20 protein-coding genes and 1 pseudogene are annotated in these 21,911 nt (G+C 70.8%); all 21 read right to left on the bottom strand.

What is annotated here, in order from left to right; translation table 11 throughout:
* Positions 1 to 36: 36 nt before the first annotated feature.
* The 21 genes and pseudogenes from GA0115234_RS18020 to GA0115234_RS17920 all read right to left on the bottom strand — a co-directional run bounded on the left by GA0115234_RS18020 (position 37) and on the right by GA0115234_RS17920 (position 21,893).
* Complete coding sequence (locus GA0115234_RS18020) at positions 37 to 609, bottom strand: hypothetical protein (protein ID WP_093542853.1); 573 nt, start codon at positions 607 to 609, stop codon at positions 37 to 39.
* A 154-nt stretch (positions 610 to 763) separates the two neighbouring features.
* A complete protein-coding gene (locus GA0115234_RS18015) occupies positions 764 to 1,210 on the bottom strand; it encodes a tyrosine-type recombinase/integrase (RefSeq protein WP_093542851.1) in 447 nt (148 codons plus the stop codon).
* 82 nt (positions 1,211 to 1,292) lie between these two features.
* The gene (locus tag GA0115234_RS18010) at positions 1,293 to 1,538 is read right to left on the bottom strand and encodes a hypothetical protein (protein WP_093542849.1); all 246 of its coding nucleotides are present in this window, start codon (positions 1,536 to 1,538) and stop codon (positions 1,293 to 1,295) included.
* A gap of 325 nt (positions 1,539 to 1,863) precedes the next feature.
* A pseudogene (locus GA0115234_RS18005) lies at positions 1,864 to 2,796 on the bottom strand (peptidoglycan-binding protein); the annotation flags it as partial.
* A 148-nt stretch (positions 2,797 to 2,944) separates the two neighbouring features.
* Positions 2,945 to 3,379 carry a hypothetical protein gene (locus tag GA0115234_RS18000; protein WP_093542844.1) on the bottom strand — a complete coding sequence of 145 codons (435 nt, stop codon included), beginning with the start codon at positions 3,377 to 3,379 and terminating at the stop codon, positions 2,945 to 2,947.
* Positions 3,380 to 4,486 (bottom strand): hypothetical protein, encoded by a 1,107-nt coding sequence (locus GA0115234_RS17995; protein ID WP_093542842.1) that lies wholly within the window; start codon positions 4,484 to 4,486, stop codon positions 3,380 to 3,382.
* Positions 4,486 to 5,412: a hypothetical protein gene (locus GA0115234_RS17990; protein ID WP_141718442.1), complete on the bottom strand. Its 927-nt coding sequence runs from the start codon at positions 5,410 to 5,412 to the stop codon at positions 4,486 to 4,488. The genes GA0115234_RS17995 and GA0115234_RS17990 overlap by 1 nt, the downstream gene beginning before the upstream one ends.
* 13 nt (positions 5,413 to 5,425) lie before the next feature.
* Positions 5,426 to 6,373, bottom strand: a complete 948-nt coding sequence (locus tag GA0115234_RS17985; protein ID WP_093542838.1) for a phage tail domain-containing protein — start codon at positions 6,371 to 6,373, stop codon at positions 5,426 to 5,428.
* Positions 6,373 to 10,641, bottom strand: a complete 4,269-nt coding sequence (locus GA0115234_RS17980) for a phage tail tape measure protein (protein ID WP_093542836.1) — start codon at positions 10,639 to 10,641, stop codon at positions 6,373 to 6,375. Before GA0115234_RS17980 ends, GA0115234_RS17985 begins: the two co-directional genes overlap by 1 nt.
* A gap of 34 nt (positions 10,642 to 10,675) precedes the next feature.
* Positions 10,676 to 10,903, bottom strand: coding sequence for a hypothetical protein (locus GA0115234_RS43450; RefSeq protein ID WP_237541492.1), 228 nt, complete (start codon positions 10,901 to 10,903; stop codon positions 10,676 to 10,678).
* Positions 10,904 to 11,016: 113 nt separating this feature from the next.
* Positions 11,017 to 11,571 carry a hypothetical protein gene (locus GA0115234_RS17970; protein ID WP_093542833.1) on the bottom strand — a complete coding sequence of 185 codons (555 nt, stop codon included), beginning with the start codon at positions 11,569 to 11,571 and terminating at the stop codon, positions 11,017 to 11,019.
* 2 nt (positions 11,572 to 11,573) lie between these two features.
* Positions 11,574 to 12,230, bottom strand: a complete 657-nt coding sequence (locus tag GA0115234_RS17965; protein ID WP_093542831.1) for a phage tail tube protein — start codon at positions 12,228 to 12,230, stop codon at positions 11,574 to 11,576.
* 134 nt (positions 12,231 to 12,364) lie between these two features.
* Entirely contained in the window at positions 12,365 to 12,808 is a 444-nt protein-coding gene (locus GA0115234_RS17960; protein ID WP_093542829.1) for a hypothetical protein, read from the bottom strand.
* Positions 12,805 to 13,233 (bottom strand): HK97 gp10 family phage protein, encoded by a 429-nt coding sequence (locus GA0115234_RS17955; RefSeq protein ID WP_093542827.1) that lies wholly within the window; start codon positions 13,231 to 13,233, stop codon positions 12,805 to 12,807. The genes GA0115234_RS17960 and GA0115234_RS17955 overlap by 4 nt, the downstream gene beginning before the upstream one ends.
* Complete coding sequence (locus GA0115234_RS17950) at positions 13,233 to 13,664, bottom strand: DUF6093 family protein (RefSeq protein ID WP_141718441.1); 432 nt, start codon at positions 13,662 to 13,664, stop codon at positions 13,233 to 13,235. The genes GA0115234_RS17955 and GA0115234_RS17950 overlap by 1 nt, the downstream gene beginning before the upstream one ends.
* Complete coding sequence (locus tag GA0115234_RS17945; RefSeq protein WP_141718440.1) at positions 13,654 to 14,025, bottom strand: hypothetical protein; 372 nt, start codon at positions 14,023 to 14,025, stop codon at positions 13,654 to 13,656. Before GA0115234_RS17945 ends, GA0115234_RS17950 begins: the two co-directional genes overlap by 11 nt.
* 41 nt (positions 14,026 to 14,066) lie before the next feature.
* The gene (locus GA0115234_RS17940; protein ID WP_093542821.1) at positions 14,067 to 15,173 is read right to left on the bottom strand and encodes a hypothetical protein; all 1,107 of its coding nucleotides are present in this window, start codon (positions 15,171 to 15,173) and stop codon (positions 14,067 to 14,069) included.
* Between the two features lies 1 nt (position 15,174).
* Entirely contained in the window at positions 15,175 to 17,265 is a 2,091-nt protein-coding gene (gene fxlM, locus GA0115234_RS17935) for a methyltransferase, FxLD system (RefSeq protein ID WP_093542819.1), read from the bottom strand.
* 18 nt (positions 17,266 to 17,283) lie between these two features.
* Complete coding sequence (locus GA0115234_RS17930; protein WP_093542817.1) at positions 17,284 to 18,543, bottom strand: lanthionine synthetase C family protein; 1,260 nt, start codon at positions 18,541 to 18,543, stop codon at positions 17,284 to 17,286.
* A complete protein-coding gene (locus GA0115234_RS17925; protein WP_093542816.1) occupies positions 18,530 to 21,631 on the bottom strand; it encodes a lantibiotic dehydratase in 3,102 nt (1,033 codons plus the stop codon). Before GA0115234_RS17925 ends, GA0115234_RS17930 begins: the two co-directional genes overlap by 14 nt.
* 82 nt (positions 21,632 to 21,713) lie before the next feature.
* Complete coding sequence (locus GA0115234_RS17920) at positions 21,714 to 21,893, bottom strand: FxLD family lanthipeptide (protein ID WP_093542814.1); 180 nt, start codon at positions 21,891 to 21,893, stop codon at positions 21,714 to 21,716.
* Positions 21,894 to 21,911 lie beyond the last annotated feature (18 nt).

Raw genomic sequence — 21,911 nt, 5'->3', positions numbered from 1 at the left:
TTGGCAATTCGGGACAAAGTACAGTGTTTGCGCAGGTCAGGAGCCCTTCCGGGCGTGGCGGCCGCGGGTGAGAACCTGGCTGCCCGGACCGTCGTAGGTGCCATTGCGCAGGGCGGTGACCACGGCCTCGTTCACGTCCCACGGCAGGCTCCGCGCGGTCTCGCGCAGCATCTGGGCGGCGTCGAGGACGGTGTCCAGCATCCAGAGCATCGAACCGGACAGCAGCCAGTCGTGCTCGGGGAAGCGCCCGCTCCCGATCGTCGTGGCCAGAGTCCCCTGCGCGGGCAGGCCGAAGATCTGGATGATCTCGTGCTGGCCGACGATCGGCGGCAGCTCGGCGGCGGTGCGCGGCTCCCACCCTTCGCCCTGCTCCGCGATGATCCGCGCCTTCGCGTCGTGATCGACCTGTCGGAAGCGTGCGGTCGTCGCACCCCAGCCGGCCGCGAACCCGAGCGGCCAGTACCGTACGCCGCTGATGACGACGGCGGTCGACGGGTCGAGCACGCTGCCGCGGCTCGGGGAGAGCCACTGCGCGACCTGCTTCGGATCGACGCGGTACAGCCTGGCGAACTCCTGGTGCCCGACCAGATACGGCTTGCGCCGACTCATCCCGTCCTCCGCTGTGCCGTCCTGGATGCCGGGGGAAGCGTAGCCGTACGTGGGCGCCCGCGTGCGGGGCGGCGGTCGCTGCTATGGTGGCCGCGGTCTTTCCAAGAGGACCAACGGCCCCCGCTTCGGCGGGGGCCGTGTGCGTTGCCGCGCACTACGCGGTCTTCTCCTCCGTCTGCCTGGCGGTGGTGCTGCGCCGGGCTCGGTCCCGCTCCTTGAGCTGTCGGGTGAACCGCAGAGCGTGGAGGGTGCGCCCGCCGGTGGCCGCACGGTACGCCTCCGCCACCTCGGCCCTGGTCAGCCGGTGACCCTGCACGGTGAACAGGGGCCCCTCGGTGCGCGTCCCGATCAGCTCGCGCAGCACGCCGGCTGCCGCCGCGGTGATCCCGGTCTCGAAGAGGTCGCCTTCCGTCGAGTGCCGGATGACGATGAGCCGGTCGTCCAGCTCGGCGTCCGGCACGTCGAGTGCCAGGACCTCGTCGGGTCGGACTTCCGACTCCCACAGAAGCTGCCACACCGCGCGGATGGCGAGCGAGACCGTCGAGTCCGCCAGCGCGGTGTCCACCTCCAAGTCGGAGACGTGCAGGTACGTCGTATCCATCAAGACCCCCAGGCCGCAGAAACAGTTCGCCTCACCCTACGAACCGTGTCGGACACGGGCTCTGGACAACCGATCCGTCGGATCACGTACGGATCAGGCTGACGACGGTGAGCACCACCGCCGTGATGCTCGCCAGGACGGCGACGGTCGGCAGCGGCCACCTGGTCTTCTCCAGCGCCGCGACCCGCGCCTCCAGCTCCTCCAGAGCCTTGTCGGTCTGGTCACTTCTCTGGACGAGGAGCGCGAGCTGGCCGTCCATCCGCGCGAAGCCGACCTCCAGCGCCGAACGGAGTTCGGCCAGGGCGAGAGCGACTTGTCCCTCGGGCACGAGGTCCTCCTCTCTGCTCACCGGGGCGTCAGTGCTTCGGCGTGGCGGGGTCGCGGTTGAGCGTCAGCCACGACGCCGTGCCGGGCCTGCCGAGGACCGTGCCGAGCGTGGACTTCAGCGCGCTGAGCGCGGCGGGTATCGCGGAGACCGCTGCGGCCTGCCACGCCGAGAGGGACACCATGTCCGTCGTGCTGGAGGCGGCCATCAGGCCCAGGAGGGACTGGAGGTAGGTGGCGACGGTGCGCTCCGCGACGTCGGCGAGGGCCTGCGGCATGGGGTCGTGCTCCTGGTTCGGGGTGGTCGGATTCTGTTCGGGAGCCCCGGCCTGGTGCGGGACGCGCAGGTCCGCCCAGGTCTCGGGGCCGGGGATGCCGTCGGCGTCGGCGCCGTGGTGGCCGCGCTTGATCTGGTAGGCGGCGTACGAGCGTCGGTGCGCCTCGTTCCACACCTGGCCCGGCGGGGAGTCGTAGGAGTCGCAGCCCTCCGCGACCAGCCGTTTCGCCATCGCGGCGATCACCGGGGAGGACCGGCCCTCGCGGAAGAACTCCTTGCCCGGGTACGCCGCGTACTTCGGCGTCGGCTTGGGCTTCGGATCAGGCTTGGGGTCCGGCTTCGGCTTCGGCTTCGGCTTCGGGTCAGGCTTGGGATCGGGCTTCGGCTTCCCGTCGTCCTTGAGGTGGCGGGCGACGCGGGCGCGGAAGTCGTCCATGTCGATGCCGCCCGGGTCCGGCTTTCCGGGTTGCCATTCCTTGTGGCCGATCACGCTGTGCTGGTTCCAGCCGTGCGCGCGGCAGATCGCCGCCGCTGCCCGCGCCATCGCGTCCAGCTGTGCCGACGGCCACGGCTGGCCCCCGGTGTTGATGCACTCGAAGCCGTAGAAGTGGCGATTCCCGTCCGTATCGGCTTCGTTGTCGCGCGGGAGGGTCTTCTTCTCCGCGATGACCGCGAGCAGGACGTCGGTGTCCCCCATGCCGGCGTGGTTACAACGCCCGTATCCGACGAGGTGGATGGTGCCGGACCGGTCGATCACGCCGTGGCAGAGCGGGCCGGGCAAGTCCTGATACCCGGTCCGGCACAGCTCCACCATGTCCTTCTCGGAGCTGTACGGCCCCGTGTGGTGGATCATGATCCCGTTCGCGGGGCCCCAGTTGCCGTGCGTGTTGCGGTTGTGGGTGCGCCACTTCCCGTGCTCGACCACGCCGAGCCCGGCGCCCTTCAGTACGGACAGGAACCTGTCCGCGCTCAGCGGTGTAGACACGCGCTTCGCCCATCTCCCCTGCGCCGGATGGCAGTCGGCCGTGGCCGCCGAAGCGGTCCGGTCCCTCGGGAGTGCGAAGCGGGTGGAGGGTCACCCAGGTCGTCATGCTACCGGCGGCGCACCGGGCCGCAGCCGGTGCGCCGCTCGGTCAGGCGTCGTCGCGGTCGGTACGGATCGACGTGCTGTCGAGGCTGATCCAGGTCGCACGGACCGTGCCCCCGCCCTGGACACGTAGCCGCACCATCCCCTTCACGTCGATGTCGAGCTGGAGGGGACGCCGCGCGTCGGAGGCGACGTCGACCGTGCGCGGAGCCTCGGGCCAGTACCCCTCGGGCAGCAAGGCAACGAGCTGTTCGTCGGTGGCCCGGCCGCCTTCAAGCCCGACCCGGCCGCAGAACTCCGTCGTGTCCCACAGGTTCGCCCGGAACTGCGGCGGCTGCTCCTCGTCCGGGACAGAGGTGTCCCCGGTGAGCGGAAGGTCCCTCCACTCCGGGTACGGGGCGCGGCGGGCGCGCTCCAGCGCGGTCACCCGCCGCTCCAGCTTCGCCATGCGGCGGCCGAGGACGGCGATCGTGTCCGGCATCTACTGCTCCGTTCCTTCGTCGCCCGCCTCGTCCTCGGGCTTGTTCGTACGCTCCAGCTTCAGCGTCACGCGCTCGGGGGTCTCGCCCTCGCCCGGCCGTACGGTCCACCCGACGATCCGGCACCAGCCGTCGAACTCGGTGTGCGGCTCGAACAGGCGGATGCGTACGTCGTCCCCGACCCGCAGGGCGTGGATCGGGGCCGCGGGGTGGTCGATGATCTCCAGTTCGGTCAGCGAAGGGAGTACCTGGCGGGCCAGCCGTTCGCGGCGGGTGCGCTGCTTCAGCTTCGCCTCGTCCTTCTCGCTGGTCTCCAGGACGTGCTCCAGGCGCAGGCGGCCGTTGCGCTCGCCGTCCACGACGACCTTGCGCTTCTTGCCCTCGCCCGCGCCGAGCCCGATCACCCACTGGGCGTAGGCGTCGGCGTCCTTGATGACGTGCGGCGTGCCGACGACGTTCGCGCCGGTGGTGAACGTCAGGTCCTCGCGCCGCCGGCCGAGGCGCGGCGCGCCGAGGAGAATGCGCCGCTCGGCCCGGCGCCCGCGCCAGGCCACGGTCTCCGACCACTCCAGGCCGTCATCGATCTCGGCCATCTCGTCCACCATCTCGCCAAGGTTGCGCGGATCGGTCTTGGCCGTGGTGTACGGGTCCTTCGCCGTGCCGGTCTTCGCCTCCGACTTGGTGTCGTCCACGACCACTCCGAGGTCACCGTCCGGCTGGTCCTGGGCGTACGCCCACACGTCGCGGATGACCTGGCACGGGTCGGCTTCGATGTACGGGCCGCGGCCGTCGAGATTGCCGTGCAGGTCGAAGCGTTTATGCAGGTAGCTGGTGAACCCGGAGGCTTCGACCGGGAGGGTGTTGCCCTCCGGCTCGGCGCGCCACAGGACCCCGCCCCAGTCCAGGCGGGCGTCGCGCTCGACCAGGAGCACGGTGTCGCCGGCGTCGAGCGTGTCGCTCAGCGCGCGGCGGAACGAGGTCGGCAAGGTCGCCTTCAGCGAGCCGGGCCCGGATATCTCCGGGCCGTACTCGACTTCGCCGAGCGGGAGGTTCCAGTGCAGGACGTCGCCGGTCGAGGCCCGCGCGACGATGTAGCGGTAGTCGGCCATCACGCGGGTCCTTCCGTGAAGGCGACGTCGAGCACGGCCGTCGTTCCCTTGGCCACCGTCAGCTTGCCGTCGCCGTACTTGTCGTTCTGGTTGATCTCGACGGCCAGGTGCTGGCGGGTGCCGCGGTAGGCGGGCGGCACGGCGAGCGTGTCGGCCAGGGTCGCGGAGGAGCGGCGGGTGGTGGTCCCGTCGTCGTCGACAACGGTCGGCTTCGCGGCGCGTTCCCCGAGGCGGGTGCGCAGCTCGGCGTACACCGAGCCCGCCTCCGCGCGCAGCCCAGACAGCGTGACGACGACGGTGGCCGTCGTCGCCCAGGCGGGAACGTCAAGATCCCAGGCGGCTTCCTGCGGCCATGCCGCCCACTGGCCGTGCTTGCCCGGGACCTCCTCGGTCTTCGTCGGGTGCACGGTGCGCAGGATGCGCTCGGTGCGCGGGTTCGCGACCTGCCGCAGATCGGTGATCATCTCGGCGGTGATCGACGCGGTGTTGCGCGGCAACGCGACCCGGGCCAGGGCGAGGCCGGTCATCCCTTCGGGTACGGCGGAGGCGTCGGCGGCCACACCCTGGACGACGTGGAAGTAGCCGATCTCCTGGGTGCGCGGGTCTCGGCCCCCTTCCCACTCGGGGTCCTCGATCCGCAGGACGACCAGGTCGGTGCGCGCGAACGGGCCGGTCGGCTCGACGTCCACGCGGGCGTCACCGATGTTGCTCTGGGTGTAGGCCCCCTGCCACGGGCGGGCACCGTGGATGAGCGCCGAGCCGTCACCGACGCGGACGCCCGGACCGGGCGTCTCCAAGGGCCGGACCTTCAGGTCCTCGCTCTCCGCGACGCCCTGCCGGCCGCGGGCGAGGTCGCGGATCATCAGGCGCATCGCGCGGGCGGAGTGGTCGGCCCCGCGCACCATCATGGGGGGTTGCAGCGTCACGAGTGCTCTCCGTTCACAGGGTGGTGTACGCGGACCGCCACGCCACCTCGAGGCGCGCGGTGCCGGACGGGTCGGTCGCGGTCCACGCGATCTCGGAGCGGCCCGGCGGCAGGGTGAACAGATCGAGGCGGCTGGCGGGGCCCAAGGAGTTGGCGACGTTGACGGTGCCGTTGCGCAGCGCCCAGCAGGTGTTGGGCCGGGTCTCCAGCTCCACCCACTCGCCCTCGCGCAGCGACAGGTCGAGTTCGAGGACGCGGCGGGTGACGGTGTTCCAGATCCGTGGCCGGGTAACCGGGCCGTGGACGCGCAAGCTCGGGTACGTCGAAGCGTCCCCGTGGTTGGTGACCCATCCGGGCCGGTCGTCGGCCGGGTGGTGCTCCGGGTCGGCAGTGCGACGGCAGACGGCGGGGCCGCCTATCGCCTCGTCCACCGTGCGGTCGGTGTCCGTGTGGGCGGCCTGGTCGAGGCCGAGCGTGAGCGTCGACAGCTCGTCGTCGTACCAGCGCGGGTTGTCCAGGCCCACGAACTCGATGTCCAGGGGTATCCACCCGTGCACGGCGGTGGCAGAGCTGGTGGCCTCCACACGGCGAAGTCGCCCGTACAGACGCCGCGTTGAGTGTCCGGGCCACCGGCCGCGCAGTACATGGCGGCCGTCCGGGTTGGTCCGGGCTGCGGGGTCGTCCAGCGCCCGTTCCAGGCGGGCGAGAATCTCGGCGGCCTTCACCGGGTCGCCGGGCGTCTTGATGCCCGCTTCGAAGCGCAGGGGGCGCGGCCCGTAGAAGTCGCGGCCCGGCGCGGTGCCGTCGCCGTTGGCGTTGTCGGCATCCTGCGACCGGGTGGCCGGGGAGCCCAGACCTTCGATATTCCCGACCGGGACGAGACTGCCGGTGCCGAGGACGACGCCGCCAATCTCGTACTGAAACGGGGCCAGTTCGGGGTTCTTGTTCGGTGCTGTGGTCATCACACTCTCCCGCCCCGCTGCGCGTTGCGCAGGGTGCGCATCATCTCGGTGCCGATCTGCTCGGGGGTGGCGGAGCTGTCGGAGACGGTGACCGGCATGGAGCCGATCAGCGGCTGCTGCTCGCGCACGACGACGACTTGGACCCGGCCGCCGGCGCGGGCGTCGACCACGCGGGTGCGGGCATGGTCGCTGCCGGTGCGCAGGTCGAAAGAGCGGACGACACCCGCCATCGCCGCGACGCTGCGGGCGCTCTTGAAGGAGCTGGCGAGCATCGGGCTGTAGTCGCGGCCGCGGGCGTTCCGGACGCCGCCGTTGGCATACCACTCGACCTGGCCGCCGAACCGGTCGACCACGGTCTCCACGATCGCCTTGCTGCGCTCGCGCTTGGCGGCGGCCAAAGGCACGTATGCCTCCCCGCCGGTCTCTCGCTCACCCCATATGCGGTAGCTCCCGGCCGGGGCGATCTGCGCGACGTGCTTCTCGCGGCGCGGTCCGCCGGTGACGCCGCCGTCCGCGTAGTAGTCGACGACCGCGCCGTCCGCGTGCTTCTTGGCGGCGCGGGCCTGGGCCTCGGCCTGGCGTCGGATGGCATCTGCGGTGTCGCTGTTGGACTGCCGGAGCTGGTCGAAGATCGTGACGTGCCGGGTGGTGACCGTGACCTCCTTGCCACGCAGGGCGTTGATGCGCGCCTGGATGGAGTCAGCGGCCTTGCGCGGCCCGCCCGTGGGCAGCGTGACCTTCACGTTCTTTGAGCCTGGGACCTTCTCGATCTTGAAGCCCAGCGCCTCCAACTGCTTGCGAGCCTCGGCCGTCGGCGCACGTACGACGACGGACTTCGCACCGGGCGTCGCGCGGATCTTCGCCTGCACGCCTTCCAGGCTCTTGATCGCTGCGGCGGTCGGCGCGGAGACCTTCACGTTCTTGCTGTTCGGGGTGCGGCCGAGCTTGTCGATCAGGGTGTCGAGGTTCTTCTTCGCCCCGGCGGTCGGCGCGCTGATCTTGATCTGCCGTGTACCGGGCACCGTCTTCACGGTGAAGCCCAGGCTCCTCAGCTTCTTCTGCGCTCCGTCGGACAGCGAGTCGACCTTGATCGTCTTCGCGTTCGGCAGCCGCTGGAACTCTGCCTGTACGGCGATGAGGTTCGCCAGGGTGCTGTCCATGCCCTTGGTCTGGAGCAGCAGCGACACCTTCGACGGCAGCAGGCCGAGGCTGTCCGCGACGCCTTCGGCCTGGGTCTTGGTCAGCCCGTAGCCGCGGGCGGCCTGGATCGCCTCGGACCGGGCCCGGCTCATCTGCTCGCGGGCCTTCGCGAGCGCGGCCGGCAAGTCCTCGCCGTTGCGCTGGGCCAGGTCGAAGGTCGCCACGCTCGCGTCGGCCGCCGCGTCGGAGAGCGCGGTGAGCTGGGTGTAGAGGCCCTGCCCGTTCCGGGTCGTCGTGTTGAGGGTCTTGTCCTCGTTCACGAGCTGCTTGCCGCCGTACCCTTGACTGCGGTCGACGTTCTTGCTGCCGTCCTTCAGGTCGAGGACGGCCGAGTTCACCTTGGCCTCGGCGGCCTGGAGGGAGATCTGGCCGCCAGACAGCAGATCGAGCGCGGACTTCAGCGACCGGGTGCGGGTGTCGGCGTCGGCCGTCTGGTCGGCCAGCCCGCCGACGGCCTGCTTCAGCCGGTCGTACGCCGAGGTGCCGTCCCCAGCGCCCTTCGTGGCCTTGGCCAGGTCCTTGGCGTTCTTCAGCGCCCCGGCCATCTCACCCTTGACGGACCCGAGCGCGTCGGCGGCGTCCTTGTACTGCTGGCCGACCTCGGAGTAGTCCTGGACGGTCGCCTTGCCTCCGGCGGTGTCCTTCCACACCTTGTGCTTGTCGGCCGTGGCCTGGAGCTGCTTCTGCAGCGCGTCCAGCGAGGTGCCCTGCCCGAGGTACGCGTCCGTGAGTGAGGCGAGGGGCACTCCAGCCTGGTCCATGACCTTGGCGAGCTGGCCCTGTTCCGTCTTCGTGTCCAACAGGGACTGGGCTGCCGCGTTGCGGACATTGCTGTCGATCTGCCCACCGGACTCGCGCAGCGCGGACGTCAGCGTGGAGACGCGCTGCTGGTGCTCGGCCGCAGCCTGGGCGGCCTTCTGCTGCCGTGCGGCGAGCAGCCCCAGACCGACCGAGACACCTGCCATGACGACGCCGAACGGTCCGCCGAGCGCATTGGTGACGCCGCCGAGAGCGGACCGCAGTCCCGATCCGGCCGCCCTACCGATTCCGTTGAGCGTGCCGGTGAAGGTGACTCCGGCACCGTTCGCGCTGCGGAACGCCGAAGTCATGTTGCCGAGGAACCCGGATCGGGCCTGGACGGCGGCCCATGCCGCGCCGTACCTAGACAGCGCGACACCGGAGGATGCTGCCAACGACTGCTGGACGCGCATCTGTTGGTTGAACGCGGCGATGCCCGAACGGGCGGGGTCGGACATGGTGGTCGCCATGTTCGTCAGCGCCGGCTGGGCACGGCGGAACAGCAGCATGGCCAGGGCGGCGGACTGGATCGGTCCCGGCAGCGCACTGAATGCGCTGACCAGACCGCCGACGACGTGACCGATCGGGACGAGGACCAGGGACAGACCCGAGACCGCATCCATCGCGAGGTTGGCGACGGTGGCGATGATGTCGAGCGTCCCGGCCGCCGCGCCGCCTTCCTCCCCGAGGCCGGAGACGGCGTCCAGGATCGGCTCCGCACCGTCGGCGGCGTTCGACAGGACGTCTCCGAGGGTGCGACCTGCGTTGATCAACAAGTTGAGGCCGGTGGCGAGGGAGTGCTCGCCGATGTCCTTGAGCGGACCGACGAGCTGTTCGGCCTCCTCGATGAGTCCGCTGAGGCCGTCCTTCGTCTGCGCCTTCAGCTCCGGGCCGAACAAGGTGGCGATGTTCCTCCCGTACTCCAGCGCCGTCGTCAGGTACGGCGTGGCCCCGGACATCCCCCGGGTGAGTAGTCGGGTCACCCACTCCAGGCCGGGGGCCATCCCCTCGTACAGGGCGATGCCGGTCTGCCGGGCCTGGGTGCGCAGTTGGGTCATCGCACCGGCCAGGCCCTCACCGCGCGAGGCGGTGATGGAGGCGGCCGAGCCGGTCTGCTCGACCGCCATCGACAGCGCGTCGAAGGACTCGGTGCCCTGGTGGGCAAGCGCGACCGCGCCACTGAGCGCAGGCTTGCCGAACGCGCGGGTGACACCAGCAACGAAGTCCTGCTGGTTCATTGAGTGTTCGGCCTTCGACAGGCCCTCGATCACCGTGCGCAAGCCTTTGAAGCGGCCCTGCGCGTCCCAGGCTTCGATCCCGAGGTCGCGCAGAGCGCCCTTCATGATCGGCGTCGGCGCGGAGAGGTTAGCGAAAATGCCGCGCAGGCTCGTGCCCGCCGTCTGCCCGAGGATGCCGGACTTGCCGAGCATTCCGACGGCGGCGGCCGTGTCCTGGAGGGTGACGCCGAGCGCGTTCGCGACCGGGCCCGCGTACCGCATCGAGTAGTAGATGTCGGTGATCGAGCCCGAAGCGTTGTTGGCCGTCGCGGCGAGGGTGTCGGCCGCGCGGGACGCCTGATCAGCACCAAGACCGTACTGATCCATGATGTCACCGAGATACTTTGCCGACGTGGCGGCGTTGACGTCGGCCGCCGCGGCAAGCTGAAGCGAGGCGCGTACGGAGTCGATCGACTGGTCCGCACGGAAGCCGGCCTTGCTCAACTCGACCATGCCCTCGGCGGCGTCCGCCGACGTCGAGGTGGGCAGCGTCAGGTCGTTGCCGAGTTCACGGGCAACGTCGGCGGCCCGCTTCATCTGTCCGGCGGTCGCGTCGGTCACCGCGCGGAAGAGGTTCATCTGCCGCTGGTAGCGGTTGCCCTCCTCGATGACCTCGCCGGTGCCGAGGACGAGCGCGCCGCCCGCCAGCATGTTGGTGGCGGACACGCCGCGCCGACCGGCACCGGCGGTCGCCCGCTGGAGACGGGACATCGACCGGGCGCCGTCGTCTCCCGCCGAGCGCAGCGCCGCGCGGGCGGCTCCGGCGCGGGCGGTAATCCGATTCAGCTCACCGACGGCACCGCGGGCGGAACGATTCAGCGCGGCGAACTGCGAAGCGAGGCGGACCCCGTTGGCGTCCAGGCGGGCCAGGGACCGGTTCGCGGCATCGGTCCGGTCCCCCAGGGTCCGCATCTGTGCGGAGGCAGCACGGGTTCCCGCGATCAGGTCGCGGACCTCGGCGCGCATCGCGACCGTGAGGGTGAACCCGGCCACCGCTGGCGGCCTCCTTACATACGTGCGGGGTGGATCAGGGGCGCGGCTCGTACTGGTCGCGCGGGAGGAGCTGGATCTTCACGCCGTAGCCAGACCGGTCCTGGGGGACGTGATCGCGCTCCTGCTCGATCAGCTCGCAGCCAGGGCAGCGCAGGGTGTCGGTGACGTAGGCGTGGGGGTCGCCGCCGCGGGTGCGGTCCCACTCCTCCAGCCGCGTGCGGCACTCCGGGCACACCGACCGCTGCCAGTCCGCCCAGGCCAACGCCTTCGCCCGGTCGAGGTCGGACCAGCGGCCGTCACCGCCCAGGAACTGCGAGTGCGGGATCTGGAACCGCTCGCACAGCTCCAGCTCCGCGCGCAGGCCGGCATCACGGCTCAGCCTTTTCCCAGCTCGACCCGGCTCTCCTGCTGGACCTGCCAGGCCGCATCCCACAGGGCGTTCGCGTCCGGCGCCGACCAGCCGTTCAGCAGCTCCTGGGCCTCCTCGCGGCTCATGCCGTCCACGGAGGCCGCCGCCACCAGGGCGGCGGGGAAGGTGTCGGCGTTGAAGATCGCCCCCTCCTCCGCCTGCTTCTCAGTGGGCGGGTGCTCGGAGATCAGGTCCTCCAGCACCGGGCGCGGCAGGGCGCGGAAGGTCAAGAACTCCGACGCGGCATCGAGCGCGGCAAGGGCCTGGTCGCGCGCCGATTCGGCGTCGGCGGCCTGGCGCTCGGCCAGCTCGTCACCGGGGTTGGCCTCGGCAACGAACCGAGCACGGCGAGCGGCCTGTTCGGCCTCGTCGTACCGCTGGCGCAGCTCGTTGTCGTCGCAGACGCGGAGCCGATTCTGCGCCTTGCGCCGACGGCGGAGGCGGTCCATCTTGGCCGCCCAGGCCCCCTCCGCCGGGGTGGCGGAGGGGGTGGGGCGCTTGGCCTGTGCGGGGCGCGACACGATCAGCCCTCGTCGGCGTCGTGCTCGCGGACCGTGGCCTCGGTCTCGGTCTTCGTCTTGGTGGTGCTGACCACGGTCACGTCGACGTGGTCACCGTCGTGGTCGCCGTGGTGATGGCCGTGACCGTGGTCGTCGTCGCAGTCCTCGTCCGGCAGCGGACGGGGCTGCGCCTTCGGCACGGGGCGGTCGAGCGACGGCTCGTCGGTGATCGTGAAGTCCACCTTGAACTTCGCCGCCTCATTACCGGTCGAATACGTCGCGGCGCGGGTGGCGACCTGGACGGGGAAGACGTCGACCGAGCGGGAACCGGGCAGGTCACCCTTGCGGAGCAGGACGACGTAGCCCTTCGCGCCCTTGGGGAGCTGCTGCTCGATCGCGTCGGAGAACCGGTCCTCGTAGAACGTCAGGCTGGAGTTCTCCGCCTTGTCGTTGCCCGGGATCGAGGAGTTGAACGTGCTCCCCATGTCCGGGGTCTCCACGGGGTCGTTCTCCAGGGCCCAGCCCTCGATGTCCGAGACGGCATCGGTCAGGACGAAGGCACCGTTGATCTCTCGACGGCTCGGGTACTTCGGATCGTTGAGATCCGGCACCCAGAGAATCTTGGAGATGCCGCGCCGCAGAAATCGGGTCTGGGTGTTCTTCTTCGTGCTCGTGGACACAGGTCCGCTCCCACTTCTGGGGCAGCGTCCCGTGCCGAGGCCCTGCCCCTTGATGATCAAAGGGGGTTCGCCTGGCCTGGTGGGGCTCAGCGTCCGCGCGGGCCTCCGCGGTGAGGATCAGAAGAAACGATTCTTCATGCTGGTGTCACGGTGATCGTGACCCGTTGCACGTAGGACACGATAGCGCCTGCCGCCGACACCGAGGGCTCGCCGCCTGCGTCATAGGTCAACTCCCGGTCGATCACACGGGCTTCGGGAATCAGCAGGTCATGGGCCCACCCACCATCGGTCCGGCCAACGACGCCGTTGCGCACGCGGTCCGCCAGCCACTCGACCTGATCGCCCCGTTCCCCGACCGAGGTGATCTGGTACGACCAGGCCGCATCCGCGTGCCAGTCCCACAGCGGCGGCCCCCCGAACTCCGCCGGCAGCGAGTCGAGGACGGTGTACGGGGAGGCGGCGGGCTCCCACCCCGACTTGCCCTCGACGCGGGGAAGCTCACCGATGCCGCACGGGCGGCCGGTGGTCTTCTCCACGAGGGCGGCGAGCGCGCGGGTCACCGGAAGGCGGTCGGTCACGGCAGCACTCCGTCGGCCAGGGCCTGGATGAACGCCGGTTCGGTCTGCCGGAAGGCGGGCTCGACGTGGGGGAACGGCGGCTGCCGGTAGTGCCGTCCGAGCGAGTCCACGCCGACGAAGCCGTACTCCAGCCGCCTCGACTGCGGAGCATCGGAGAACACCTCAGCCGTCACCTCGCCGCCCCCGGTGCGCATCCGCACGTCCCATGAGGCGCGGTACTGCCCGGTGATCACGTTCGGGCCGGGCCGACCGCTGGCGTTCCGCTGGACGCGGACGCGCAGCAGCATGGCGTGGTGCCGCGTGATCGTCCGCGTCCGGGCGCGGGTCGCCGGACCCATCCGGGCCAGCGCGGCGGCCAGCGCGATCGGGTCGCGGAACGCGGTCGCGTCCGGATGTGCGTTGGGGTGCGGGTTCGCCGTCGCCATCAGTCGATCACCTGCACTCGGACGATGCGCACCACGCTGTAGGTGCCCACCGACTCGTCGGAGAACCGGAAGCGGCGGCCTACCAGCTGAGGGTCGCGGGGGCCTCCGGGCCGCACGGACCCGGCGACCCGGACCACGTCGTCGCGCCGGAGTGCCGGAGCATCGATCGGCAGCACGGCCTGATAGTCGGTGGTCGGCGGCTCGACGGCGACCGACCCGCCGACCGGCTGGGTGATGGCTGGGCGGCCGAACGGCATCACCGCGCCGAGCCCGTTCCAGACCAGCTCCTCGTCCGGCGCGGGCGGCACCAGTCTGCCGGTGATCTCGTCCAGCACGTCGTCCGTACGGCCCGCGCTGTCCCGCCACACCTCCAGCTTGTCGTCGAGGATGCGGGCGACAACGCGACGAGCGCCGTCCACGTCAAAGGCCACGAGCCCACTCTCCGAGCTGGGTGAGCATGGCCTTCGTCAGGGAGCACGGTTCCGTGCCGAGGTCGGGGCGAGCGAGCGCGGCCCGCTCCAGTGCCTCCGGGTCGATCGCGTCGAGGAACACGGCCGCGGCCGGGCCCGGGTCAGGAAGGTCGGCCACCGCGACGCGGGCGGTACCGGACCACTGGGCATCGTTCCGGTCCGCGACGTGCAAAAGGACCTCCGGCTGCTCGCCCGCGAGGTGGCTAATCGAGTACGCCTTGACGGCACTTGGGTCCACCTGCTTGCCGTCGATCGTGACGTCGGCCCTACCTCCGTGAGCGGTGATCTGCACGTGGTGCTGGGAGTTGTCGTCGTGTTCCATTCAGCCGACGCTATGGCCGGTGTCGGACAGGCCGACGGCCATCACGAGTCGGCGGTGAGCTGCTGAGCTACGTGCCGCTCAGTCACGTTGGCGCTGGCCGTGACCGCGTCCAGGAGTTCCCTCTCCAAGGGGGCAGGGATGTGCCCTTGGCCGAGGCCGGCGGAGGCGACTGCGGCCGATAAGGACTGGTGGTCGTCGTGGCTCATCTCCTGACGGCACACGGGATGAGCCAGGAGATCACGCGCGACGTATCCGTCCCCGGACGTCGTTGCCTCGTGGGTGAGGCGGCGCAGTGCTTCGGCCTGCCGTGTATGCGGGGAGAGGTCGAGGATGGCCAGTCCGACGCGGCAGCGGAAGACGGCGAGCTCGGGAGCCGTGTCGAGTTCGAGGTAGTGCTTGACCATCTTCTGGACAGGGCGGTCCGGGCGTCTTCCGGCGGCGGCGAGGCAGAGCACGGCGAGGCAGGCGGCGACTGGGTGTTCCCAGCTCTCCGCCAGGGTGGTCTTGTTCAGGAACCCCAGTGCTTCGAGGGGCTGCCCGGCGAGGCAGCGGGCGAGCACTTCCACCTGCCGCCCGTCGAGGAGACGTTGACCGACGCCGCGGTGCTGCTCGCTGTGCGCCCGCGCACGGTCCCATTGGCCTGTTGCGACGAGCGCGCGGGTTCCGTCGCCGAGGAGGACGGCCCACAGCCACTGGCACACCTGTTGGTGATCGGCTGTCGAGGTCGTGAGGTGCTGGAAGGACGTGGGACGACCGTCGATGACCGCTTCCGTCTGCGATCTCACCGCTCGGTTCAAGGAGTCGAGCAGGTGGTACGCGCCGGGCCCGTCGCCGTCGCGGATGCGTAGCCGGGCCAGGTTGACCAGGGGTTCCAGGGCGTACCGGGCTTCCTGCGCGCCCAGGGGTTGAGCGCGCAGGAAGACCTCGGCGTGACGCCAGCACAGAGCGCCCGCCAGGTCCGGCATACCGCAGTCGCTCGCGATCAGCGCCGCCTTGTTCAGGGCGACGGTCGCGGAGGTCACGTTGCCGTCGCGCTCGGCGGCGGCTGCGAGGTCGGTGATCTCGCGGACCCGTTCAGCGAGGGGCGGGCATGCTGGACGTGGACGGGCAACGAGCGGAAACCGCTTCGCTATCTGGCTGACGTCCATGTCACTGCCATTCGATGACGATGCGGTTCAGCGGGTTGTCGAAGGCGAAGCGGCCGGGCTTCGGCGCGAGCGGGGCCGCGTCGAGCGGCTGGATCTCGAACTCGACGTCGAGCGCGCGGAAGTCCTGGTCCCAGGTGCGGACCTGGTCCGCGACGTCTCCGGCGAGGGCTTCGGCGTCGGGACCGTGGCCGATGACGCCGAACTCGTACAGGGTGGCGCCGTCGGGTGCCTTCTTCGCGTACGGGCGTCGAGTGAGGTAGGTGAGTGTGCCGCCCTCGAAGACCGCGGTCGAGGACGGGTAGGGCGCGGTGACCAGACCCTTCTCGATGGCCTCGGCCCTGGCAGGCATCCGGCTCAGGCCGTTCGGCATGGCGCACGCGAGCCACAGCTCCAGGTACTCCGCCGACTCCGGGCCCCGGAAGGTGACGTCGGTCCACGCCTCGGCGCGCGGCTGGCGGAAGATGTCGCTCAGGGCGTCCGCGTCGACCTTCTGGTCTCCGTTGGTGACCAGGGTGACGGTGTTGTCGGGGTCCAGGGGAACGAAGACGCGCGGGTCGTCGGCGATGCCCCTGCGCAGCGGCATGAACGTGTTCATCTGGCTGCCGACGCTGCGCCAGGCCCCGTCCTTGTTCTCGAACGCGATCGAGCGGGAGACGCTGCCGCGCAGGCGCAGCGGCGTGAGGAGCCGCCCGCCGGGGGCGAGCTGGTCGAGCCAGGCGTGCGGAACGCCGTGCGCGCCGACGGTGGCTTCGATCCGGTCGTACGGCGCGTTGGGGGCGTGGCCCACGGCTCCGTCTCCGAGGATCACTTCCACGTTGTGGATATCGGCGGCGGCCAGTCCGCCGCGTGCTCCTTCCACGATGTCCTCGTCCACGTCGATCGTGGTGACGTGCCCTGTCTCGCCTACGAGGTAGCCGAGGAGTCCGGCGTTGAAGCCGGTGCCGGCCCCCAGCTCCAGGACCTTCTGGCCGGGTTCGACGTCGAGCTGTTCCAGCATCATGCCGACGATGTCGGGCTGGGAGGCGCAGCTGATGGACGCGCCGGACTCGTCGAACTTCGTGTCCACGGGGGCGTTGCCGTACGCCTTCACCAGCGGGGCGTTCGGGACGAAGAGGTGGCGGGGCACGGTCCGCATGGCCTCCTCCACGCGGGGTGTGCGCACGCACCCCGTCTCGACCAGATGGTCGATCAACTGGGAGCGCAGACGGTCGGCGGAAGGGGCTTCGATGGTGTCACTGTTCACCCCGTTGACCGTAGTGCTCGACGCCTCCTCAGCTCGGGTGGACGCGGCGTTGTCGCTCGTTCCCATGACTACCTCTTTCGCAAGCGTTGACAAGGTGTGCTGGTCCTCCGCAGGGAGGCCCAGGCGGTTCCAGTGGAAGATGCCGTGATGGGCGATCACGGCCCGCAGCCCTCTTTCCAGGCGGCCCTGGCGGTTGAGGTCGGCGAGCTGCTGGCCGAACCACTCGAAGGTGGCTATCCACTCGGCCAGCGGCGCGAGTCGGCCCTGGGTGACGCTGCGGCTGGTGGTGCTGACGTCGACCGTCATCAACCGGTGGACAGCGGCCCGGTGCCGTTGCGGACTGCGGATCTCGTCACCGGGGCGTTCGGCCGCGATCCTCGCCCAGACGTCGCCCTGCTCGTACCAGTCGAGTCCCGCCGCTCGCATCGCCACGCTGAGCAGGAGGACCGCCAGCTCGCGGCGGCCGAGCTGGGGGCCGCTGGCTGTCTGCTGGCGGGCCGCCTCGTCCAGCAGGTGACGGCTGTCGTAGTGGAACAGGGTGTGGGCGATCTTCATGCCCGCCGGACCGCCGAAGGCCGTCTCTTCCGGTTCGTAGATGCCCGGCGTCCAGGAGGCGAGCACGCCGGCGTGGACCAGCTCGTCCAGGGCAGCGTCCAGGCCCTTCGCGGAGTCCGGGCCCGCAGGGCGGTACCGCAACCGCCACCAGGGGTGCTTCCGCAGGAAGGACCACTGGGCCAGTTCCGACTCCTGGGCGGTCAGCACCGGGAGCAGATGCTCCACGGCGGTGGCCTCCGCGCGGCTCCAGTCGGTGAACCGGATGAGACGTTGCGGCCATTCGTCCGCAGCCATGTTCCCTCTTTTCACAGGCTAGTTGGTCAGGAAGCAGGTGTCCCACCCGGACGCGGACGGCGTTCCGGTGTGGAAGGCGTTCAGGGCGAGGGCGGTGCCTGCGGCACCTTCGAGGAGTCCGATGTCGCCGCCGCCCGGAGAGTCGATGAGGGAGTCCACCAGCGTGCTGGGCGCGGTGTCCGTGATCGGGGCCAAGAGCCGGGGCAGGCATTCGGTGAGGCCGGGGGTGAGGGCGTCGGCGGCAGTGAGTTGCGTGATGTGCGCCAGGCCCGCGAATCCGTGGCACAGGGAGACGTCCACGGTCGCGCCGAGTTGGCCGGGGTCGGTCATGGCCCGCAGGAGGGCGAATTCGGCGGCGCGTTGGCGTACCGGGTCGTTGAGGGCCAGGGCGGCGAGCTGCTGGGCGCGGGCGAATCCGGCAGTGCCGTAGCACCAGGACGGCCGGGAGGGTCCGGGGCCGGTCGTGCCGGAGCGTAGCTGCTCGCGGGTGATCCAGTACGGCCACCACGGTCCGGCTGGGCCGTCCTGCTGCCAGTGGTCGAGCCAGGTCAGGATTCGGGTGATCGCGTCGAGTTGGCCGTCGACGGTGAGACCGCGGCGGGCCGCGAGGGAGAGCACGGCGAGGGGGCCGCCGATGCCGTGGGCGACGCCGTTGTTGGCGTGCCCTTCCGGATACTCCGGGGAGGCCGTGCCGGAGGGGGCGAGGTGGCTCCACCAGCCGGGCAGGAGTTCCCCGTCGTGCTTGACCGGCTCGGTCAGCCGGACCAGGTAGGTCAGGATCTCGCGGAGGAGGTCGGTGTGCACGTCACGGTGCAGCAGGAGCCCGCCCATCCCGCTCAGGCCGCGGATCGCGTCGAATTCGGCCAGCGCCGCCATCTCGCCTCGGTCCATGCGCGTATGGGCGTCCGCGAGCCGTTCCCGGATCGCAGTGGTGACGTACCAGTCGAGGGTGTCCAGGGCGCGGGCGTAGCGTCCGGGGCGGTCGGCAGCGGCGCGCAGGGCGAAGGTGAGCGCGGGTGCCCCGTAGTAGAGGTGGCTGTCCGGGCCGCCGACGGTGGGTTCGGCTGCGGCGCAGGCGAGCCAGTCGTGGGCGCGCTGCCACGGCCCTTGGTCGGTGCGGGCCCGCTCGATGTGCAGGAGCGCGACACCGACCGCGCCGTGCGCGAGCGACTGCGGCCACCAGCCCTGGCGGTGATGCAGCCCCCGTACGTCCTGCGGCGAGGCGAGCCGCTCGGCGATCGTGTCGGCGGCGGCCCGCGCGCTGTCACGCAGGTTCATGGTGATCTCCTCGGTGAGTCCAGGCCATTGCGGCGGCGTGGGCCAGCCGTACGCACGTCCGCTCGTCGTCCTTGTCGATGCCGACGGCGCGGATGTGGTGGGCGTGCAGCAGCGAGTCGAGAACGAGGTCCGGGTCGATGCCACAACCTGACGCGTCCAGCTTCTGCCGGTAGCGGGCTACGGCCGCGTCGCGCTGGCTCCAGGCGCTGACGACGGCAGCGCCGCCGAGGGCCGCGCGCAGGGCCGCCCAGTCGTCGGTCGGATCGGCCAGGCGTACCGCCTGACCGCGCACAGTCCGGTCCAGGGGGCGCGGGTCGGTGATTCGGCCGTGGGTGATCATCCAGTCCATGCCGGCCGCGGTGCTGCCGGTGAAGGCGGAGGCGAGGGACACGAAGTTCGCTGCGGCGAGGACCTGCCGGTGCGGGCGGGGGTTCTGGGCGAACTGGACGGCCAGGGCTCGGGAGTCGGCGGCGAAGGCGTCCTCGGCCAGGCTCATCAGCGGTCCGGTACCCCACCGGCCGGTCTCCGGGTAGGAGGTCGCGAACTGCATCTCGGTGAGGAGACCGGCGCGGCGCAGTCCGTTAGCCCAGGCACTCACGCGTTGCGCGGTGAGGGGGAAGTCCTGCTCGCTGGGGACCGCGATGCGCAGGCGCAGGTGCCAGCGGGGGTCGCGGTAGCGCATGTACCACCAGGTCGGCGGCGTGTCCCACTGGCCGAGCAGCGCGGGAAGGTGGTCGGCCAGGATCTCGGGCTGTCGTTCGACGTGCCCGTACAGCTTGACCAGCAGCCAGGAGGCGGTGCCCGGAAGGTGACCGTGCTCGCGGGTGATGAGCTGGTCGGCGGCCACGGGTGGGACGGCTGGCCACTGCGGCGGGCGGACGGCCGTCATCGGAGCGATGATCTCGTGTGCCCGTCCGTCGAACCAGCCCCCGTCGGATTCCGCTTCCGCCAGGTCGGCCGATTCGTGGGTGTCCAGGTGGGCGCGCAGCAGCGCGAGGTGCGCGCGTTCGGAGAGGTCCAGTGGCAGGAGCTGGTCGCCTTCGGCCAGCGCGATGTCGTCCGGAACTCGGCGGCGCGTGCGCCACTCGTCGGCCGCCTTGTGCCACTCCTCCCAGGCGGCATGGCGGTCGGGCAATTCCGACCGGTCCAGTCGCCACCTGGCCGGGGAGAGGATCGCGCGCCCGTAGCGCACGCGCGGCAGGTACGGCAGGGCGGTGGCGGACGCCCAGGGGAAGACGGTCAGGACGGCGGTCTGGGAGCGGCTGATCTCGGTGAGGAAACGCGCGAGCGGCGGCGTGTGGCCGCGCAGGTCCAGAGCGTGCAGCGTCATGGGGTCCAGCAGGCACGCGCGGGAGAGGGAGACGAGGTAGAGCCTGCGTCGGTCGCAGCCCACGGCGAGGTCGTCGAGCGTGATGGTGCGCGCATCCACCGGACGGTGCTCGGCCAGGCTGATGACGGCCGGCAGGAGTTCGGCAACGCGGGTGACGTTGGTGTCGCCTCGGTCGAGAGGAGCGAAGGAGACCTGCGTGGGCACCGAGCCGGTCGCGTTGACCGGTAGCTCCTCCAGCATGGCGGCCGCGCGGGCCTGGTCGTCTGGTGCGAGCAAGCCGAGGCTTCGGCCGATCGTGGTGCCGATCCCGCGGGAGGGGGCGATGCCGTGGAGGGCAAAGTCCCCTCTCTCCAGAGCCTCTTGTGACGTGGCGCGGATCTGAAAGCGCAGCTCCGTGTGGGCCGGTGCCTGCGGGGCGTCTCCGTCTCCGACCGTCAGCGTGCGGATCAGGTCCTCGTCCAGGACGATTTCGTCGCGGCCGTCGAGAACGGCCGCCTGGGCGAGGGCGAGCAACCGCTGTTCACGGGAGGTCAGGGCCTCACGCTGTTCAGGTTCCCTGTCGCGGTATCCGGCCGGGAACCCGAGGCCGACGTCCGGGTCCACCAGGTCCCTGACCGGGACGAGCGAGTTGATGCCGTACCGCTCGAAGAACCGGTTGTGGAAGTCCTTCCACGCCGGAGTGCCGAAGGGGTACGCACTCAGCCGGGCCAGCACCGTGGCGGCCTCCTCCGCCTCACGGGCAACCTGCCGGGGCAGAGTGAGGGAGCAGTCCATGCGCAGATCCAGCGTGAACGGCTGGGCCTTGACCGTGCTCAACGTGGTCATCTTCTGCCGCAAGGCGGTACGCAGTCGCCGACCGTCGGCCGGGGCGAGTACCTGATTGTGCTGGGCGATGGCATCGCGGACCGTTCGCACATGGGCCACGAGGTCCGTGGTCGACGGCGCGTCGGCGGCTTCGGCCTGCTCGACCAGGTGGCCCAGCGCATCGAGGGTGGCAGAGGGCGCGTGCAGGCTGCTGATGAGCACGCCGCGCTCGACCAGGCTGCCGACGAGCCCTTCCACCCGCTCAACGGGAACGTCGGGGAACTCGGCCCGCATCAGTTCGACCACCGCGCGGACGGGGACGGGCGAGGCGGCGGCGTCGACGGCGATGCGTACGGCGCTGGTGTATCGGAGGGATACTTCGGCCGCCGGGCTCTCCTCCGTGCGGCGTGAGCGGGGCGGGTAGGGGACGATGAGCCGATCACCCCGTACGAATGCGGTGTTGTTGGCCATCACATGCAGATGCCGCAGGAGGTCGGGGTCTTCTTCCAGGCGGGCGGTCAGGTCCGCGATCCAGTCGCCGTCGGCACGTACGACGGGACGGTGCCACTCGCCCCAGGACCATCCCGGCCGTTCCCCGAACGAGGCGGGCGCGACGCCGGCGAACAGACCGTTCGGGGTCGCTCGGCCCGTCATGCGCAGCACATACCGCATGACCGACACCACGGTGCGGCGGAGCTGACGCGTATCGGGGCTGGCCGCCGAGCACAGGGTCTCAACCTGTTGCGCGAGCAGGGGGCTGGCCTGCTCGATGGAGTCGGCGGCCTCGGACAGCGACCAGATGTCGCGCAGCCACGTCTGCCACCGCACCTTCCGGGCCGGGGTGTCGTCGGTGAGGTCCGGCCACGCGGGAAGCGGCAGCCTCGAGTAACGGGCGGCGCGCACCAGCGCAACATCCGCGCACCGGTACAGCGGGCCGTCCTTCCTGGAATCCATGCACCCTCCCTGGTGGTGGCGTTCTGGGGTGCCAGCCCGCGCGGCGGAAGGCCGCGCGGGCTGGCGTATCGGCGCGCCGAGGTCAGGCCACGTTGGTGGCGCAGGACCCCTGGCAGCTCGGCTTACAGCCGTCGTCCGTCAGGTTGATCACCGTGGCGGAACCGTCGCCGGACTCCAGGACGCTGACGTCCAGGTCGAACGCGTCCCCGTCCACCGTCGCGGACGGAGACTGCGCCTGGCCCTTGATCGTGTTCGCGTTCATACGGGTCTCTCCCTACTC

Source organism: Streptomyces sp. DvalAA-43 (genome assembly GCF_900091725.1).
In the GTDB taxonomy this organism is placed as follows: Bacteria; Actinomycetota; Actinomycetes; order Streptomycetales; family Streptomycetaceae; genus Streptomyces; species Streptomyces pulveraceus.
This window is presented reverse-complemented; position numbering and strand designations above follow the sequence as displayed.